Below are 20,102 nucleotides of genomic sequence, written 5' to 3' on the forward strand. Positions count from 1 at the left end.
TTATTCAGTTGTCTGTTCTAGTTGGCTTTAATTATGAGGAATAGTATTATCCATATCGTTTTTCGATTTGGTATCAGTAGTCTGTTTTTGGGATTAGCAATTGCCACCGCCTTTGCAACAGAGACTGGGCCTGGCTCTAAAAACAGTTTCGCACAAGATATCCAGGTTTCAATTGGCGGATCACCCGTTTCCAGCGGTTATACGGAGGATTTTGGTTCAATTAATTTATTATCCGCTTCGTCAGCTATTACCATCACCATCGAGAATATTGGATCACCGGAAGACCTTACCGTAAACACAATATCGTTAGGCGGTGCCCATACTGCTGATTTTAATTTAACCACATCCGGTTTACCCGTAACACTAGGGCCTGCGGCTACCGCTACTTTTACGATTTCATTTTCACCGCTTTTGAGTGGTGTGCGAACAGCAACAATACAAATAGTTTCCGATGACCCGGATACAAATCCTTTTGTAATTAACCTGGAGGGTACTGGAGTTAAACTGGATCAAACCATCACATTCAATCCATTAAGTTCAGTAACCTTCGGTGATGGAAGCTTTGCATTAAGCGCAACCGCTTCTTCAGGTTTACCTATAAGCTATTCGAGTAGCGATCCTTCGGTGGCCACCATTAGTGGCAATACAGTAACCATAGTAGGAGCGGGAACAACCACTATCACTGCCTCTCAAGTGGGTAATGATACGTATAACGCAGCTCCAGTAGTCAATCAAAATCTTTTGGTTAATAAAGCCACACCGGTAATTACCTGGAATGCACCTTCAGCCATAACGTACGGTACAGCACTAAGTGCGACACAACTGAATGCTGCTGCGAGTGTGGCGGGCACGTTTACGTACACACCCGCCTCGGGTGTTGTGTTGAATGCAGGCGTACAAGTTTTAAGTGTTGATTTTGTTCCGACCGATGCAGCGAATTATAATTCTGTTGCCGGCACTACAGTAAACCTTACAGTGAACAAGGCTACACCAACCGTTACCTGGGCTACACCGGCCGCGATAACGTATGGTACTGCATTAAGTGCCACCCAACTGAATGCTACTGCGAGTGTGGCGGGTACCCTTACCTATACACCAGCTGCGGGCGCTGTGCTGAATGCGGGCGCTCAGGTTTTGAGTGTTGATTTTGTTCCAACCGATGCAGCGAATTACAATGCTGTTGCAGGCACTACGGTAAACCTTACGGTGAATAAAGCAACACCAACCGTTACCTGGGCAACACCAGCCGCGATAACATATGGTACCGCGTTAAGTGCCACGCAACTGAATGCTACCGCCAGTGTGGCGGGTACGTTTACCTATACTCCGGCTGCGGGCGCTGTGCTGAATGCGGGCGCTCAGGTTTTGAGTGTTGATTTTGTTCCAACCGATGCAGCGAATTACAATGCTGTTGCAGGCACTACGGTAAACCTTACGGTGAATAAAGCAACACCAACCGTTACCTGGGCAACACCAGCCGCGATAACGTATGGTACAGCATTGAGTGCCACCCAACTGAATGCTACCGCGAGTGTGGCTGGTACGTTTACCTATACTCCGGCTGCGGGCGCAGTGTTGAATGCAGGCGCTCAGGTTTTAAGTGTTGATTTTGTTCCAACCGATGCAGCGAATTACAATGCTGTTGCAGGCACTACGGTCAACCTTACGGTGAATAAAGCAACACCAACCGTTACCTGGGCAACACCAGCCGCGATAACGTATGGTACTGCATTGAGCGCCACGCAACTGAATGCCACTTCGAGTGTGGCAGGTACGTTTACCTATACTCCGGCTGCGGGCGCTGTGTTGAATGCAGGGGTACAGGTTTTAAGTGTCGATTTTGTTCCAACCAATGCAGCGAATTACAATGCTGTTTCAGGCACTACAGTTAACCTGACAGTGAACAAGGCTACACCAACCGTTACCTGGGCAACACCAGCCGCGATCACGTATGGTACTGCATTGAGTGCTACGCAACTGAATGCCACTTCGAGTGTGGCAGGTACGTTTACCTATACTCCGGCTGCGGGCGCTGTGTTAAATGCAGGGGTACAGGTTTTAAGTGTTGATTTTGTTCCGACCGATGCAGCAAATTACAATTCTGTTGCAGGCACTACGGTAAACCTTACGGTGAACAAGGCTACACCAACTGTTACTTGGGCTACACCAGCCGCGATAACGTATGGTACCCCATTGAGTGCTACGCAACTGAATGCCACTGCGAGCGTGCCGGGTACATTTACCTACACTCCGGCTGCGGGCGCTGTGCTGAATGCAGGCGCTCAGGTTTTAAGTGTTGATTTTGTTCCGACCGATGTAGCGAATTACAATGCTGTTGCAGGCACTACGGTAAACCTTACGGTGAATAAAGCAACACCAACCGTTACCTGGGCTACACCGGCCTCGATAACATATGGTACTGCATTGAGCGCCACGCAACTGAATGCCACTGCGAGTGTGGCGGGTACGTTTACCTACACACCTGCTTCAGGCACTGTTTTGAATGCAGGCAATCAAACGTTGTCTGTGAATTTTACTCCGACAGATGCAGCAAACTACAATATAGTTAACAACACCACTGTGGTATTGGAGGTAACGAAAGCTACCCTTACAGCCACGGCCAATAATCAGAGCCGAACATACGGTGCAGCCAATCCGGCCTTTACAATAAGTTATACAGGTTTTGTTAATGGTGATAACGCGGGTGTACTGAACACCGCCCCAACCGCAGGAAGTACAGCTACAAACGCTTCACCTGTGGGTGCGTATCCGATAACGGTGACGGGTGGTGTAGACGACAATTACAATTTCACCTACGTGAATGGTACCCTAACGATAAACAAAGCTACGCTGACGGCCACGGCTGATAATAGAAGCAAAGCGTATGGCGCTGCAATTCCTGCCTTAACGATTACCTACACCGGATTTGTAAATAGCGAAAATGCAGCAGTGTTAGACACGCCACCTACGGCAACGACCACAGCTACGACTACCAGTAATGTGGGCAGTTACCCGATCACGGTGTCGGGTGGTGTTGACGATAATTATGCATTTAACTATGTATCGGGAACACTCACGATAAACAAGGCCATACTTTCGGCTATAGCCGAAAACAAAACACGCACGTATGGAGCCGCCAACCCGGTGTTTACAATTGCATATACGGGTTTTGTAAATGGTGAAACACCAGCCGTACTGAATACTGCACCGGTTGCTTCTTCAACTGTTACGGCTACTACACCGGTAGGCTCGTACTCAATTTCATTGACGGGTGGATCGGATGATAACTATGACATCGTCAATACAGCGGGCACCATCACGATTACCAAAGCCACACTCACGGTTACCGCTCAGAATGCAAGTCGGGTGTATGGCGCAGCCAACCCTGTTTTTACATTCAATTATTCAGGATTTGTAAATGGTGAGACAGCCGCGGTGCTTACCTCAGTACCCACTGCTTCGACAACAGCCACGCAAACCAGTAATGTAGGCACGTATCCGATCACGGTTTCTGGTGGTACGGCTACCAATTATGATTTTAGTTACAATGCCGGTACGCTTACCATAAATAAGGCAACCGTAACGGCTACTGCTGCCAATGCCAGTAGAGTATACCAGACGGCCAACCCGGTGTTCGTAATCAACTATACCGGTTTTGCGAATGGTGAAGACTTTACCGTGTTAAACACACTGCCTGTAGCCAGCACTACTGCTACACTTTCGAGTTCAGTAGGTACCTATCCAATCACTGTATCGGGTGGAGATGATAACAATTATACATTCAACTATGTAAGTGGCACCTTAACCATTACCAAAGCTACTCCAACTGTTACGTGGAATACGCCTGCACCCATTGTATACGGTACTCCGCTATCGGCCACGCAACTAAATGCCACTGCCAGCGTATCAGGTACATTCGCATATACTCCGTCAGCAGGCACGATATTAAACACCGGCTCCAACCAGGTGTTGTCTGTGAACTTCACACCGACTGATATCACAAACTACAATGTAGTTAACGGCACCACCGTGGTATTGGAAGTAACGAAAGCTACCCTAACCGCCACTGCCAATAATCAGAGTCGCACGTACGGTGCCACCAACCCTGCGTTTACCATAAGCTACAGCGGATTTGTAAATGGCGATACACCGGCAGTATTGGATACCGCGCCATCCGCGAGTAGTGCAGCTACAACCGCCTCACCGGTGGGAACATATCCGATAACCGTTACAGGCGGAACAGATAACAATTACAATTTCACTTACGTGAATGGCACCCTTACGGTGAATAAAGCTACCTTGACCGCCACGGCCGATAATCAAAGCAGGTTATATGGAGCTGCTAATCCGACATTTACAATCAGTTATTCCGGATTTGTGAATGGTGATAATGCATCCGTTATCAATAGTGCGCCTTTGGCTACTACGGCAGCTACAGTTACCAGTAACGTAGGTACTTACCCGATTACCGTGTCAGGTGGAACAGATGATAATTATACGTTTGCTTATGTTTCAGGAACATTGACAATCAACAAAGCAACGGTTACGGCCACTGCTGCAAATGCAACCAAAGTATATCAGACGGCCAACCCGGCATTTACCATTAACTATACGGGTTTTGTGAATGGTGAAAATTCTTCCGTGTTAAACACACCACCTGTTGCCAGCACTACCGCGATACTTTCGAGCCCTGTGGGTACCTATCCAATCACTGTGGCAGGGGGTTCTGATGATAATTATACGTTTGCGTATGTGAGTGGTACGCTTACCATTACCAGAGCAACTCCAGTGGTTACGTGGAATAATCCTTCGCCCATTACCTATGGAACCGCACTGAGTGCAACACAATTAAATGCCACCGCCAGCGTAGCCGGAACATTTACCTATGTACCGGCACTCGGAACTGTACTCAATGCAGGGGCCAATCAAGTGCTTACTGTAAATTTTTCCCCTTCCGATGCTGCCAATTATAACCCGGTAAATGGAACGACTGTTCAGATAACGGTGAATAAGGCCAATCCGGAAATCACCTGGTCAAATCCTTCGGCCATTACGTACGGAACAGCCCTTAGTGCAACGCAATTAAATGCATCTGCCAATGTAGCCGGTACATTCACGTATACACCAGCAGCCGGAACAATCTTAAATGCAGGCGCTAATCAGGTCTTGTCTGTCAACTTCGTGCCAACTGATAATGCGAACTATAATGCTATCGGGGCAACCGCTTTAATTACCGTGAATAAGGCAACTCCTATTGTAACCTGGTCAAATCCTGCAGCGATAACCTACGGTACTCCGCTTTCTGCTACCCAACTTAACGCCACAGCCAGTGTGGCCGGGTCATTCATCTATGCACCCGGAATGGGTACGGTACTTAACGCAGGTGCCAATCAGGCGCTATCCGTTAATTTTACCCCAACGGATGCATTGAATTATAATTCGGTTAATGGTACTACCGTATTTATTACCGTAAACAAAGCAACGCCAACCGTTACCTGGAATAACCCTGCCGCCATTACGTATGGTACGTTGCTCAGTGCCACGCAATTGAATGCCACGGCCAGTGTAGCGGGAACATTTGTTTACACTCCTCCATCCGGTACCTTACTCAATGCAGGTGCTGATCAGGTTTTGTCTGTTAATTTTTCTCCGACTGATCTCAACAACTATAATCCGGTAAACGGAACCACGGTTTTAATCACGGTGAATAAGGCAACTCCGGTAATCACCTGGAATAACCCGGTTGCCATTACCTATGGAACGCCCCTTAGTGCGACACAGCTAAATGCAACTGCCAACGTTTCGGGAGTATTTGTTTATACGCCTTCAGCGGGCACGGTACTGAATGCGGGTGCCAACCAGATATTATCGGTTAATTTTACCCCAACCGATGCAGCTAATTATAATGCTGTAACTAATTTCCAACGTACAATTACCGTAAACAAAGCCGATCCTGTAATTACCTGGGCTAATCCTGCATCCATCGTGTATGGTACACCACTTGGCGCGACTCAACTAAACGCCACCGCAAATGTGCCTGGAACATTTTTATACACACCGGCCAGCGGCACCATATTAAACGTAGGCGTTAATCAGACGTTGTCTTTGAACTTTACACCTACAGATGGGTTGAACTACAATTCCGTTATTGGGCGTACTGCATTAATAACCGTGACCAAAGCAACGCCTGTTGTAACCTGGGCTACACCACTGCCGATTAAAATCAATGAGCCATTATCGTCCACGCAACTCAATGCTACGGCCAATGTAGCGGGCACATTTACATACACACCGGCAATCGGGGCATCATTTGCTACTGCCGGGACGTATACGCTCACGACATCCTTTACACCAACAGATGCATTAAATTATAACTCGGTACCCAGTACGCAAGTTCAGATTACGGTTAATGATAAGGATAATCCGAACGTGACCTGGTCAAATCCTGCGGCCATTACGTATGGTACATTACTCAGCGCTACACAGTTAAATGCGACAGCCAGTGTACCAGGAACTTTCACGTATACACCTGCAATCGGAACCTTATTGAATGCAGGAGCGAACCAAACACTCTCGGTAACATTTGTGCCCACCAATACTATCGATTATAATACAGTAGTACGCACCGTACAAATTACCGTAAACAAAGCTGTGCTCACGGCAACGGCAACAGACAGAACCCGTGTTTATGGTGCCGCTAACCCATCGTTCCCGATTACCTATACGGGGTTTGTAAATAGTGAAACTATCAGTGTGATTGACACGCCACCTATAGCAACTTGCTCGGCCATTGCAGGTGATAATGCAGGAAGCACATTTCCGATCATTCCATCAGGAGGTATAGATAATAATTACAATTTCAACTATGTAAATGGCACGCTTACCATCACAAAGGCTACGTTAACCGCACGCGCAGATGATAAGTCAAGGTCGTATGGTTTGCCGAATCCGGTTTTTACAATCTCCTATACGGGATTTGTGAACGGAGATACAGAAAGTGAAATTACTGCACCAACCGCTGCCTCCAGTGCTACCGCGTTAAGTAATGTTGGAAGCTATCCGATTACGTTAAGCGGAGGGGTATCTATAAATTATAATTTCGTCTTACAAAACGGAACGCTTACTGTCAATCCTGCTCCGCTTATTGCACGACCTGCCGATGTGAGTAAAACGTATGGTCAGGCCACTCCTGCGCTTACCATAACGTATAGTGGCTTTTTGAATGGCGATAATGTGAGTGCCATCACACAGCCAACTGTAAGCACCACCGCTACCACCACCAGTTCAGTGGGCACCTATCCCATTACGCTTGCAGGGGGTAGCGCGACAAATTACAGTATCATATTACAATCCGGAGTGTTAACCATAAATAAAGCTCAGCTTACGGTTACGGCAAACAATCAGTCGCGTGTTTATGGTGCAGCTAACCCCTCATTAACTTTTGTGTATGCCGGTTTTGTGAATGGTGAAAACGCATCTGTGATTGATACGCCTCCGGTTACTTCCACTTCCGCAACGGTACTCAGTGGGGTAGGAAATTATCCAATCAATGTTTCCGGTGGCACAGACAATAACTATAATCTGAACTATGTTGCTGGTACGCTAACCATAACCAAAAAGGTGTTAACGGCAACTGCAGCAAATGCAAGCCGTACTTACGGAGCAGCAAACCCAACTTTCACAATTACATACACCGGCTTTGTCAACTCAGAGGATGCAACAGTAATTGATGTGTTACCGGTTGCCTCCACTACGGCAACGGTAAACAGTGCAACAGGCACTTATCCAATTACCTTAAGTGGTGGTACAGACAATAATTACAGTTTCAGTTTTGTGTCCGGTACGCTGACAATCACAAAAGCAACGCTTATCGCTACAGCTGAGAATGCAAGTCGTGAGTTTGGTGTGGCGAATCCTACCTTTACAATTTCTTATACAGGTTTCAGGAATGGGGAGACTTCAGCGGTGCTGGATAATCCTCCTACGGCTTCTACCACTGCCATTGCTTCCAGTCCGGTGGGCACGTATGCTATTACGCTTTCCGGAGGCACCGATAACAATTACACATTTACGTATGTGAGTGGAACGCTTACCATTGTAAAAGCAACCCCTGTAGTTACCTGGAATAATCCTGCTGCGATAACCTACGGAACAGCCTTAAGTGCTACGCAACTGAATGCTTCTGTAAGTGTAGCGGGAACATTTACCTACACACCTGCGATCGGTACGATTTTAAATGCCGGTGCCAATCAGGTATTAAGCGTAGATTTTACTCCTAGTAACACCACCAACTACAATTCAGTTACAGGCGTTACGGTGTTGATTACGGTGAACAAGGCTACACCGGTAATTACCTGGAATAACCCGGCAGCCATCACCTACGGTACGGCACTTTCTGCTACACAACTAAATGCAACGGCCAATGTGGCGGGAAGTTTTGTGTACAATCCTTCGGCAGGCACAGTTTTAAATGCAGGAGCAAACCAGGTATTGTCAGTTAACTTCACGCCAACAGATGCAAACAATTACAATGCTGTTAATGGTACAACGGTACAGATTACCGTAAATAAAGCCAACCCGGTTATTACCTGGAACACACCTGCACCTATCACCTACGGTACAGCACTTTCAGCAACGCAATTGAATGCATCTGCCAATGTATCGGGTACGTTTGTGTATACGCCTGCCGCAGGAACCGTATTAAATGCCGGTGCCAATCAAACTTTGTCAGCTAACTTCACTCCAACCAATACCAATAATTACAATACGATAAATGGAACTACGGTAAACATTACCGTGAATAAAGCTACCCCGGTAATCACATGGGCTAACCCTTCCGCGATCACCTATGGCACAGTTCTTTCTGCTACACAACTAAATGCCACGGCAAACACAGCGGGTACCTTTACCTATACGCCCGCCAGCGGTACCGTGTTAAACGCAGGTGCTAACCAGGTGTTATCCGTAAATTTCACTCCGTCAAACACCAATAACTTCAACAGTGTGAATGGCACTACGGTTTTAATCACTGTAAATAAGGCAAATCCTGTTATTAGCTGGAGTAATCCATCAGCAATAAATTATGGAACGGCTTTAGGCGCAACACAGCTTAATGCAACTGCTTCTGTGTCCGGAACGTTTACGTATTCACCGCCTTCAGGAACACTGCTTAATGCAGGAGCTAATCAAAAACTGGCTGTTCGGTTCGTGCCAACGAATACCAATAATTACAATACCATTGAAGAGACTGCCGTAACCATTACGGTTAATAAAATCAACCTGACTGCACGTGCCAATAACATCAGCCGTGTTTATGGTTTGGATAACCCTCCATTGACCATAACCTACACAGGCTTTGTAAACGGTGAACTTGAATCGGTATTGGATAACAAGCCTATTGCCAGTACAACCGCAACGAGAACTAGTTCGGTAAGTGCCTATCCGATCACGGTATCCGGGGGTGCGGACAATAATTATAATTTTGTTTATGCAGCGGGTACACTCACCATTACCAAGGCAACGTTAACCGCTACAGCGGATAATAAAACCAAGTTATTTGGTACACCTAATCCTGAATTAACAATCAGTTATACCGGATTTGCCAATAGCGATGATACCAATGATATTGATGAGAAGCCAACTGTTTCTACTGCGGCTACAGTTTCTTCACCACAGGGTGGATATCCGATCACGGTTTCTGGGGGCAGTGATAACAATTACAATTTCACTTATGAGCAAGGTACGTTAACGGTTACGCCTAATTTTCCGCCAACGCTGACTAGTTTTTCTATTCAAACCCCTGAAGATGTGCTGTACACATTTGCGTATGAAACATTTGCAGATAATTTTTCAAGTTTTTCGGGGAGTCCAATTCAGTATGTAAAAGTAATTTCATTGCCCGCTCAAGGCACACTCTTCTGGAAAGGAAATCCAGTGGCTGCGGGTGCCGAAATTGCGGTGGAAAGTGGTGCCATCAATAACTTTGTGTATCAACCAAAACCTGAATTTAGTGGTTCAGATTCCTTTATATGGAATGCATTTGAGGGCGTTTTTTCGGCAGCGCAGAATGCCAATGTGTCGATTTCTGTTGTCAGCGTGAACGATCCTCCTGTGCTAAGCAATATTGAATTGACTCCTGTTTTATACAGCTTGGGTGATCCCGCCATACCGGTGTCGACTTCCATATTGATAAGCGATATCGATAATGCGAATATGTTTTCGGCAACCATTTCGATTGTTGAGAACTTCACGAATGGTGATTTGCTTTCGTACAGACCGGAAACCGGATCGCCCATTACGGTTACATATAATTCAGCTATCGGTATGCTAGAATTAACAGGAAAGGATACACGTGCCAATTATGAGGCTGCGTTAGCAAAAATAACGTTCAGCAGCCCGGTTACTGGTGCTGCTACCATCTCTGATAAGCGAATAGCGTTTGTGGTGCGCGATAGCTTGGATGCCAGCAATGTGGTCAGCAGGATTGTTTCCATCACGGAAGTATTTCCCGAAGTAAGTATTGTCAATGCGTTTACGCCAAATGGTGATGGTGTTAATGACTATTGGGATTTTGTAGGTCTGGATTTTTACTCTGATATAGAGATACGCGTGTTCGATAGAAACAATTCATTGGTATTTCATTGCCAGTCGGTTGATTGCAAGTGGGATGGGAGAAAGAATGGTGTGGAGCTATCCGCTGGCCCATACTTTTATACCATCTATTTGAATGGAGGAAAACGGAAATATCAGGGCACTGTAACGATATTGAAATGAGACATCTAATTATACTTTATCGGGGCCTTTTGGTGATGGTGTTTATTTTTTGCACAGCACAATCCATTGCGCAAGAAGATGACTACACACAATATTATTTGAATCTGCCGGCTGTTAATTCTGCTTTTACTGGTATGGATGACTTTTTTGGTTTGAATGTTGGCGTAAGGGAAGGCTGGAATAACTTCGGAATAAAAAATGATAATTCCTTTTTCAGTTTCTTTGGCGCGTTAAACAATGGCAGCCGCTCCGGACGAAGAAATAATGCATTGCGCACATCCGATCCGACCATCTTTGAATCGATACAGAACGAGAATAAATACAGAAGGCGTCATGGGTTGGGCGGTATCGTGACCAGCAGGACGGTAGACCCATATAAATCGTTCGGAAGCTTCTTAAACTACGCGTATCATTTGCCATTGGCACCCAGGCTTAGTATTTCTTTTGGTACCCGGATTGGCTATATAAATCAACGGATTGATTTTAGTGGCCTTCAGGTACGCGATGATGTAAACGACTTGTTTTATCAAAGTTTGCTGGCGGCAGGGCAGGGGAATCAGAATACAGTATTGGTTGATTTTGGGTTGGTTCTTTACTCCAGGAAGTTCTTTCTGGGACTGTCATCGGATAACCTGGTTGCGCATAAAATGGATGGCGATCAGTTATTCAACTTAAATGCGGGCACAAGGTACAGGGCACAAGTAGGGGCCTTTTTTCCACTCAATCCAGAATGGATGTTATCCCCCGGTATTACCGCGAACTATAGAGAAGGTTTTGATGTAAGGTGGGCGGCTAATCTCCGATTGAAGTATAAAGACCTCATCTATGTGGGGTCGGCATTTGAACCTGATTTGAAAGGTTCCTTACTTGTTGGTTTAACGACCAATGTAGTGTCTATCAATTATGCCTACGATATGTACACAGGTGGACTAAATAATTTTGATGTATACACCCACGAACTGGTATTGGGGCTTACCTTATTTAATCCTTATAAATTAAAACCTCGTTTTTGGTGATCGCAAGCATGAAGCGTTTAGTTCTACATAGTCTCATTTTGATTGCTGCGTTGGAAGCGCGTGCCCAGGAGCTTCAATTCAGTCAGCCTGAACAGCTGGGTACAGTCATAAACTCTGAAGATGAAGAGTTGGCACCCATGCTCTCACCTGACGGACAGACACTATATTTTTCAAGGGCATTTCACAGCGAGAACATAGGGGGCAAGTATGCAGGCACCGATATCTGGATTTCCAGGAAGGATGCCAATGGAAACTGGACGCCTGCAGTAAATGCAGGAAAGCCGTGGAACAACAAGCGTTCCAACGCTGTGATTGGTATTAGCGCAGATGGTACAACCGTTTATTTGTTGAATGCCTACAATAACAAAAGCGGAATTTCATTTTCAAAGTTAGTGGCAGGAAAATGGACAAAGCCGGAATTTATTCCAGTGCCAGGCATCAATCGGGATGATTTTTTTAGCGCCTATGTTTCACCTGATTTTGAAGTGATTGTGTTGTCGATGAATGCTGATGAAAGTCGTGGAGAAGAGGATTTATGCGTCAGTCTTAGAGATAGTACGGGCAAATGGTCTGCACCAAGAAATTTAGGGCCTTCTGTAAACACAGCAGGATTTGAAATTGCACCCTTCCTTAGCTCAGATAAGTCGAAATTATATTTCGCCAGTAATGGGCATGGCGGTTATGGAGATGCTGATATTTTTGTAAGTGAACGTCAGTATGGTACTTGGGATATATGGTCAGTTCCAAGAAATCTGGGTAAAGTAGTAAACTCGACTGGTTTTGATGCCTATTTTTCAATTTATGCTGACACGACTGCCTATCATTCCCAGGGAGTTGCCGGAAATCAATCATCGATTAAGAATTTACAGATTTCTTATGTCAGTAACGTTCTGCCTGCAGGATCCACATTTCTCTCTGATGAGGAATTAAATGCTATTTATCCGAAACGCATATCCACGCGAATGGATTACAATAAAGGTATTTCTACTCTCTCCAGTGATCAGACTGAGATACTTTGGTTTGTGGCCAATCGGGTGCTCCAGCGCGAAGGAATTCAGATATTGGTTTGGATTCGGGAAGAAGAAGATAGTAAAACCACGCTGGAACGAACTACTGAAATCATACGGGCATTGCGGCTAACCGGTTTGACTGAAGATAGAATTTCGGTCTCTACGCAACGGGTTAAACCTGAGCAAAGCAAAAGTGGGGGTGGCGTTATCGAGATACTACTGTATCATTAGTCGGAAAGCGTTTGTAGTAATGCCTTGTTGCCAGCTCGAACATTTGTTTATCGCCAAGCGAATCACCATAGGCGATAATTTCAGAAAACTCTTTAAGATTGAATAAAGCCTTTATGCGTCTTGCCTTTTCAGGACCATAGCAATTTTTGCCTTCAAATTTTCCGGTTAAGTCATTATTGCATACGTGGAGCCTTGTGCCAATACATTGAATATTCAGCTGCATGCACCAGGGTATAACCCAATTCTCCGGAGATGCGGTTACTACAGCTACAGTATCTCCGTTAGCCTTATGCTCGTTGATTAGATTGATGGCTTCTTGACGTTGTATTTTAGGGATTTCTTCCCGTGCAAATTGATCACACTTTGCATTGAAGTTGCTTATTGATTCATTTTTAAAAAACCATTGCATCAAAATTTCCTTGGCAATACTATTGGAAACGATTTTTAAAAGGTACCCTATCAAGATGGGAGAAAGGATGGTTAAGCCAATGAAGACCTTGGTAAACCCGTGATAAAACAGTAGGAATTTTTTTAAGGAATCTTCTGTCGTGATGGTCCCATCGAAATCAAAAAGTACCAGTCGATTCACGTTAATTATAAATGATGATGTAAAATGAGATAATCCAGAGAGCGATCGTTATCAGAATAAACTTATCTTTTACCAGAATGCTGGTTGGTGAACCGCTATTTTGCTCGACCAGTGTAATTTGAAGATATCGCATAATGCCGGCAATGACAAAAAGTGTGGTGATGAACAGGTATGAGCTGTTAAAGTGTTGAATTACTTCTTCCGAAACGGTGTACATGATGTATGCCACTACAATTACAGCCGCAAACATGGTTAGACATGCATTGATAAACTCCAGGTTATAGCTGGATGAAGTTTTTCGGATAACGGAATGCGTGGATGCTTGAAGTACGAGGTCATCCCGTCTTTTGGCTAAAACAAGAAAGAGTGCCAACAACATAATCATTATAGAGAGCCAATGAGAGACTTCTACACCTGAAAGTATACCCCCGCTATGTATGCGGAGTAAAAATCCTAATGAAACAATGAACAGGTCAACGATGGGTATATTTTTCAAGCCAAACGAATATCCGATATTCAGCACCAGGTAGACTCCTAATAGAATTAAAAATGTTGTATTAAGAAAAGAAGCTAATGTTAACCCAATTGATAGGAGAATGGTTAGCAGAATGATAGCGGTTGATTTTGAGATTGATCCCGATGGTAAGGGACGTTTTTTTTTTAGCGGGTGGAGTTTGTCAACCTCCAGATCTTTGAAATCATTAATGATATAAATGCCCGAAGCCACCAGGCTAAAAGCTACGATGCCGGCCAGAATTACTTCAACTTGTTCAATTTGAAAAAGTCTACCCGCAAAAAAAATTGGGATGAGAAGGAAAAGATTCTTAATCCAGTGGGAGGGCCGTATCATTTGTAGAACAGGCCGCATCATTTACCAGATGTTTTCCAGGTCTTCCTTTGTATACAGGTGGTTGCGGTCACTATACATCGACTTCAGTTGCCTCCCATTTAAGCGAAGGGGATCTTTGGTAAAAAGGCGCGACAACCATGCGATTGGGAGAAGAAAAATAAAGAAAATCAGCCCTAGAAGTATTTTTGAATTGATCCAGCCTAATACGTGTGCAAATTTGAGCCAAATCCATTCAATCCCTTTTGCTACAAGTGGTATAAAAATCGATACTAGTGCTATGCCAAGGGCTATCTTGGCTAAAATTTCTGCTGCGCGGGTGTATTCTTTTGCAAATAAAACCCAGGCAATAACCAGAAACCCGGTAACCATGACCAGTATGGTTTTGTATCTGTCTTGCTTTTGCACGGTAAAAGCTTAGAAAAGTGTATAAATGAAAGGTGCTACAGCAGAGCCACCCCCGATTACCAATAAGACTCCGATAAAAATGAGTAATAAAATGATAGGAGTTAACCACCATTTTTTGCGGGCCGCCATGAACTTAAGGACGTCTCTGAGGAATTCCATAACCAACTGATTTTTAGACGTTCAAATATACTTTAATCCAGTGTAAACTCTTCTTTCCAATTGTCTTTTTCTTGCCATTCTGGTTGCGCTTTTTTGTCAAAGACATAGTTGCCGACTACCAGAAAATCCATCTCCGTTCGCATAAAGCAGCGATAAGCATCTTCAGGGGTACAAATGATAGGCTCACCTCGAACGTTGAAGCTGGTATTTACAATAACTCCATACCCGGTTAGATTTTTAAAGGCCTCAATAAGCTGGTAATACCTGGGATTGGTTTCTTTATGTACCGTTTGGATACGAGCGGAAAAATCAATGTGCGTGATGGCAGGCATATCGGAGCGTAGGTGATATAACTTATCCTTCAGTGAAAAGGAATTATAGCCTTCCGGTAACGGTTTGCGCCTGGATTCAAGTACGGGTTGAACCAGCAGCATGTATGGCGAAATGGATTTGTGATCGAAATACTGCGCACAATCTTCAGCCAAAACAGAAGGAGCAAACGGACGGAAAGACTCGCGGTATTTTATTTTTACGTTAAGCTTTCGCTGCATTTCAGCACTTCTTGGGTCTCCCAAGATGCTTCGGCCACCCAGTGCTCGGGGACCAAACTCCATCCGTCCTTGCATCCAACCCACCACGTTGTCTTCCGCGATTCGCTGCGCCACATACGCGCACAGTTCGTCATAATTCTTGAAATGTTGCCCTTTAGCGGCATATTTTCGGATCACATGTTCAGCATCTAAATCGGAGAATTCAGGCCCCAGATAGGAGCCCTTCATGCCATCCATGGCTTTTGGCGTAACCCGCTCCATACCGAAGTAGATGTGGTAGGCTGCCTGCGCTGCTCCCAAGGCGCCTCCGGCATCACCCGCTGCAGGCTGGATAAACACCTCATCAAAAACGCCCGTATTGAGTAGCTTGCCATTGGCCACACAGTTTAAGGCCACCCCTCCGGCCAGGCAAAGGTGTTTTGAGCCGGTGAGGCGTTTGGCTTCTTTCCCCATAAGAATGACGGCCTCTTCGGTCACGTATTGAATGGCCAACCCCAGGTTGCAGTGGTGTGCCTCCAGTTCATCCTCAGGCTTCCGTGCTTTGAAGCCAAAGAGCTTTTCCCATTTATCTTCATGGACCATCCGAAGCCCTGTGGCATAATTGAAGTACTCCTGATTCAGCCAAATGGAACCGTCTTCTTTAAGCGAGACAAGTTTCTCCTTAATGGTCGCGATATATTGGTTCACTTGCTCACTTCCAGGTACGCCATAGGGGGCAAGTCCCATGAGCTTGTACTCACCTGAATTAACCTTAAATCCAAGGAAATAGGTGAAAGCAGAATACAATAGACCAAGTGAATGCGGGAATTTTAGTTCTTTCAGAATTTTGATGTCCTTACCCGTTCCATGGCAAATGGAGGCGGTTGCCCATTCACCCACCCCATCAATGGTCATGATGGCGGAATCGTCAAAAGGTGAGGAGTAGTAGGCACTAGCCGCATGCGAAAGGTGGTGTTCTGGAAACAAGAGCTTGAGTTTTTTCTTATCAAAGTCTCCTACCTTAGCAAGCTCTTCAAGGATCAATCGTTTGAGGAACATTTTCTCCCGGAGCCATACAGGGATGGCTGTTATGAAAGAAGAAACTCCTTTTGGAGCAAAGGCATAATAGGTTTCCAGGAGGCGCTCAAATTTCAGCAGGGGCTTATCATAGAAGGCTATGGCATCCAGTTTATCAATAGAAGTGCCGCAATAGTCCAGGCAGAATTTTACCGCGTTTGAGGGAAAGCCGGGGTCATGTTTCTTACGGGTGAAGCGCTCTTCCTGTGCTGCGGCTATGATTTCACCATTTTCAATAATAGCAGCTGCGGAATCGTGATAAAAGGCAGAAATACCGAGTATTTTCATGAGGGATTAGGTAGTCAATAGGGTTAAAAAGGGCTTAAAAGTGCTCAAAAAACACGGAAATTTAGCGAGATTCAAGGGTTTTAGCGAGTACATCCGCAACTTTTTTGTTAATCAGGTCGTTTTACCAACTCTATGGTGTTGAGAGGGATTTACTCAGCTTTACAAAGTGATTTTTTTGAGGTTTAACTTGTCCTGATAAAATGCACTCTAAACTCTCCACGGAGACTGCTTAAGGGACCTTAAGATTGGCATGAAAATTTGATAACTTTGCAAATACTAACAGTTGGGTAATATGGATATTCTTTTCCTTTTAAAGGTTATATGGAGGAAGAAATGGTTGTGGATCATTATTCCCATTCTGGCAAGTGGAGCTGCTTATTTTTTCACACTAAAGCAAGTTGCAAGATATAAGGCATCTACACAACTATCCACTGGATTTACTATGAACGATCAGGTTCATTTGAAAGAGGAATGGTTTAACCCTAGAGATGCTGATATAAAGTTCAGCAACTTGTTTAGCTCAATGAATTCAGGAGCGGCCACAAATTTTCTTTCTTATAGATTATTGCTTCATGATTTAGATGAGAAGGAAATTCCGTTCCACCGGCCTGATCCTGAGAAATTCCAGACCACAGTTGATGAAACAAATCACGTTAGAGATCTGGTTACTGAAATGCTGAAAACTTTAACCCCGTTATCAACTTCTTCACCAGGTTATTCGGAAATCCAGAAGTTTTTGTTGGCTTACAACTATGACTATCTAGCTATTAAATCCAATTTGTCATTTTACCGTATCCCAAATACTGATTTTATACAGGTAGATTATGTTTCTGATCATCCGCAATTGTCTGCATTAGCTGCTAACTCCTTTTGTGAAGAATTCATTCGTTTCAGTAAATCTTTAACATCTGAGCGAGCTGGCGAATCAGTTGATTTCTTGAATCAATTAGTAACCAAGAAGAAAGCTGACTTGGATGAAAAATTGGAGACTCAGCGCTTATTTAAGACAAGTAATAATCTCTTTAGTATTGATAAGGAGGGAGAGAATAAGTTGGTTCAATTATCTGATCTTGAAAAGCAGCGGGATGACATAAGGAGTTCACTTCATCGTATTGAGCTCACGAAGGATAATTTGCTCAAACAACTCAATGGTATTTCAGGAAATAATTCAAATGTTTCGGATAATCAAAAGATTATCGAATTGCGAAACGAAATCAATAAGTTGAATGACCGATACATCACTGGTGGGCAAGTTGATAGCAAGTTAAGGGATTCCGTTAGTTTTTTGCGTGAACAGTTGAGAATTCAAACCATGAATGTTGGTAACAGTCAAACGACCGCGCCTACTTTAACAAAAGCCGAGATTCAAAATAAGCTAAATGAGTTGAATGTTGAGCAACAGGTTGAACGGTCTAATTTAAGCACAGTTGAGGCAAAGATCAGGAATCTACAATATAATTTCTCTGGATATGCATCTAAAGAAGCAAAGCTCGCAGCTATTCAGCAAGAAGTTGATTTAGCCTCCCAAGAATACTTGGAGGCAGTGGCAAAATTTAATGAGGCCAATAACAGGCTTCTGGCCTCAAATAATCTCAAGCAAGTATCTGCTGCATTTCCACCACAAGACCCACTATCCACAAAGCGTATATTAATAGTGGGACTAGCGGGCTTTAGCAGTTTTTCAATCTGTATTTTTATCATTGCACTATTTGAGTTTTTAGATCAATCAATTCGCTCAACCGAAAAGTTTAATTCGATTGTTAATCTCCCGTTGATTGGTTCAGTAATCCGGCTGAGTTTTAGCAATTATAACATTCCACAAATATTTAATCAAGCAGGGAATGAACAGGGTGATTTTTTTAAGTCGGTCTTAAGGAAACTCCGGCATGAAGTTGTTTCTCTCAACTCTTCCGTAATTTTAATAACAAGCTTGCGTAGAAATGAGGGTAAGACTTTTCTGATAATTGCGTTGTCTTATATTCTAAGTCTAGTTAATAAGCGAGTGCTAATTGTTGATACAAATTTTAGGAATAATACACTTTCTCAGATTTTACCCAAGAGTAGATCGAAAGTTAAATCTATTGAAGATCGCCAGGTTGCCGGTCTTTTAACAGCCACTTCGCAAGGAAAACCAGATGTTGAGTCTGAGGATAATGAGATGGCGTATGAATTAATAACCCCAACTGTTTATAAAAACGTTTTCATTGTAACTAATGCGGGCGGAGATGCAGCTTCCCCAGCTGAAATTTTGAGTGGGAGAAATTTTAAAAGTCTGATTGATGGATTTAAGGCTAATTTCGACTTTATTCTTTTGGAAGGTGGCGCGTTGAATGATTATGCGGATACGAAAGAACTTGTTCAATACGTAGACAAGGTTATCACTGTATTTTCTGCACAATCAGTAATTGCTCAACAAGATCGTGAATCAATACATTACCTCGGTTCACTAGGAAGTAAATTTGGAGGATGCATTCTTAATCGAATTGATCCAAAAGATTATAGATCGTAGGTTATTCCGTGTATAATTTTAATTCTTTTTCCTTTTCTATAAGGATACGCTTTATAATGGCTTTACCTGATTCAAAATCTATTAAGTTGTTATACCTATATTCATTGGCTTTGTGAATTAGCGTTTCAAGTTTATGGATGTCTGCTTTATCTCTGAAAGGCTCTCTTAGTGGTTCAATGTCAAAATCTACAGGAAAGTGTTTCTTTGCTAAATCAAATATTTGATCAGGCGAATTGAGTTCCTCCAAACTGTTGATTTCATCTAAGAAGGAATTGGCTTCATCTTCCGTAACTTCATCAAGCTCATTCAAGAGCTGATCAAGTGAGATGTTTGACTTATGAATATCTTTAATTATATCGGTTGATAATTGATTAGTTTGAGTCTTTACTTCCTTTATTTTCTCGGCAATTTTCTTGGGAAGAAAGGTTGGTTCAGTTTCCTTTAGAAGCTCATTCACTATTATTGTTGGAGCATAAAGTTTATAAATGCCATAGCTTATTAGTAAACCTGATATCAGTGTAATGAAAATTATTATTAATTTTTTGACCATGATAAATTGTAAGTTTTACTGAGTTTTGAATAATTCCTGGAAATCTCTTATAAAATTATGAGAACTTAGCCTTCTTTAAAATAATCTGGTACTAAAGCCCGCATTTTAATATAAA

General features: G+C 43.7%; 10 protein-coding genes. 4 read left to right on the top strand and 6 right to left on the bottom strand.

Annotation, left to right across the window (positions count from 1 at the left end; translation table 11 throughout):
- The first annotated feature begins 33 nt into the window (after nucleotides 1-33).
- The 3 genes from QY309_05570 to QY309_05580 are packed head-to-tail and all read left to right on the top strand — an operon-like array spanning nucleotide 34 to nucleotide 13,030.
- The gene (locus QY309_05570; GenBank protein ID WKZ60950.1) at nucleotides 34-10,773 is read left to right on the top strand and encodes an MBG domain-containing protein; all 10,740 of its coding nucleotides are present in this window, start codon (nucleotides 34-36) and stop codon (nucleotides 10,771-10,773) included.
- Nucleotides 10,770-11,789 (top strand): PorP/SprF family type IX secretion system membrane protein, encoded by a 1,020-nt coding sequence (locus QY309_05575; protein WKZ60951.1) that lies wholly within the window; start codon nucleotides 10,770-10,772, stop codon nucleotides 11,787-11,789. The genes QY309_05570 and QY309_05575 overlap by 4 nt, the downstream gene beginning before the upstream one ends.
- 8 nt (nucleotides 11,790-11,797) lie before the next feature.
- A complete protein-coding gene (locus tag QY309_05580) occupies nucleotides 11,798-13,030 on the top strand; it encodes a hypothetical protein (GenBank protein ID WKZ60952.1) in 1,233 nt (410 codons plus the stop codon).
- Here the strand turns inward: QY309_05580 and QY309_05585 are convergent.
- Genes QY309_05585 through QY309_05605 form a run of 5 tightly spaced genes read right to left on the bottom strand, consistent with a single transcriptional unit; the run spans nucleotide 13,005 to nucleotide 16,928 of the window.
- On the bottom strand, nucleotides 13,005-13,619 hold the full coding sequence (locus QY309_05585) for an HAD-IB family hydrolase (GenBank protein ID WKZ60953.1): 615 nt from the start codon (nucleotides 13,617-13,619) through the stop codon (nucleotides 13,005-13,007). The genes QY309_05580 and QY309_05585 overlap by 26 nt on opposite strands.
- Before the next feature lies 1 nt (nucleotide 13,620).
- Nucleotides 13,621-14,490, bottom strand: coding sequence for a UbiA prenyltransferase family protein (locus QY309_05590; GenBank protein WKZ60954.1), 870 nt, complete (start codon nucleotides 14,488-14,490; stop codon nucleotides 13,621-13,623).
- A complete protein-coding gene (locus QY309_05595; protein ID WKZ60955.1) occupies nucleotides 14,491-14,874 on the bottom strand; it encodes an SxtJ family membrane protein in 384 nt (127 codons plus the stop codon). It abuts the gene before it with no gap.
- 9 nt (nucleotides 14,875-14,883) lie between these two features.
- Complete coding sequence (locus QY309_05600) at nucleotides 14,884-15,033, bottom strand: DUF5989 family protein (protein ID WKZ60956.1); 150 nt, start codon at nucleotides 15,031-15,033, stop codon at nucleotides 14,884-14,886.
- 32 nt (nucleotides 15,034-15,065) lie between these two features.
- Nucleotides 15,066-16,928 carry a carbamoyltransferase gene (locus QY309_05605; GenBank protein ID WKZ60957.1) on the bottom strand — a complete coding sequence of 621 codons (1,863 nt, stop codon included), beginning with the start codon at nucleotides 16,926-16,928 and terminating at the stop codon, nucleotides 15,066-15,068.
- 292 nt (nucleotides 16,929-17,220) lie between these two features.
- On the opposite strand from QY309_05605, the gene QY309_05610 reads away from it, so the two are divergent.
- The gene (locus tag QY309_05610; protein ID WKZ60958.1) at nucleotides 17,221-19,437 is read left to right on the top strand and encodes a Wzz/FepE/Etk N-terminal domain-containing protein; all 2,217 of its coding nucleotides are present in this window, start codon (nucleotides 17,221-17,223) and stop codon (nucleotides 19,435-19,437) included.
- Between the two features lies 1 nt (nucleotide 19,438).
- On the opposite strand, the gene QY309_05615 is transcribed toward QY309_05610, so the two are convergent.
- The gene (locus QY309_05615; protein ID WKZ60959.1) at nucleotides 19,439-19,987 is read right to left on the bottom strand and encodes a hypothetical protein; all 549 of its coding nucleotides are present in this window, start codon (nucleotides 19,985-19,987) and stop codon (nucleotides 19,439-19,441) included.
- Nucleotides 19,988-20,102: the final 115 nt, after the last annotated feature.

The sequence above is a fragment of the Cyclobacteriaceae bacterium genome (assembly GCA_030584025.1).
GTDB lineage: Bacteria > Bacteroidota > Bacteroidia > Cytophagales > Cyclobacteriaceae > UBA2336.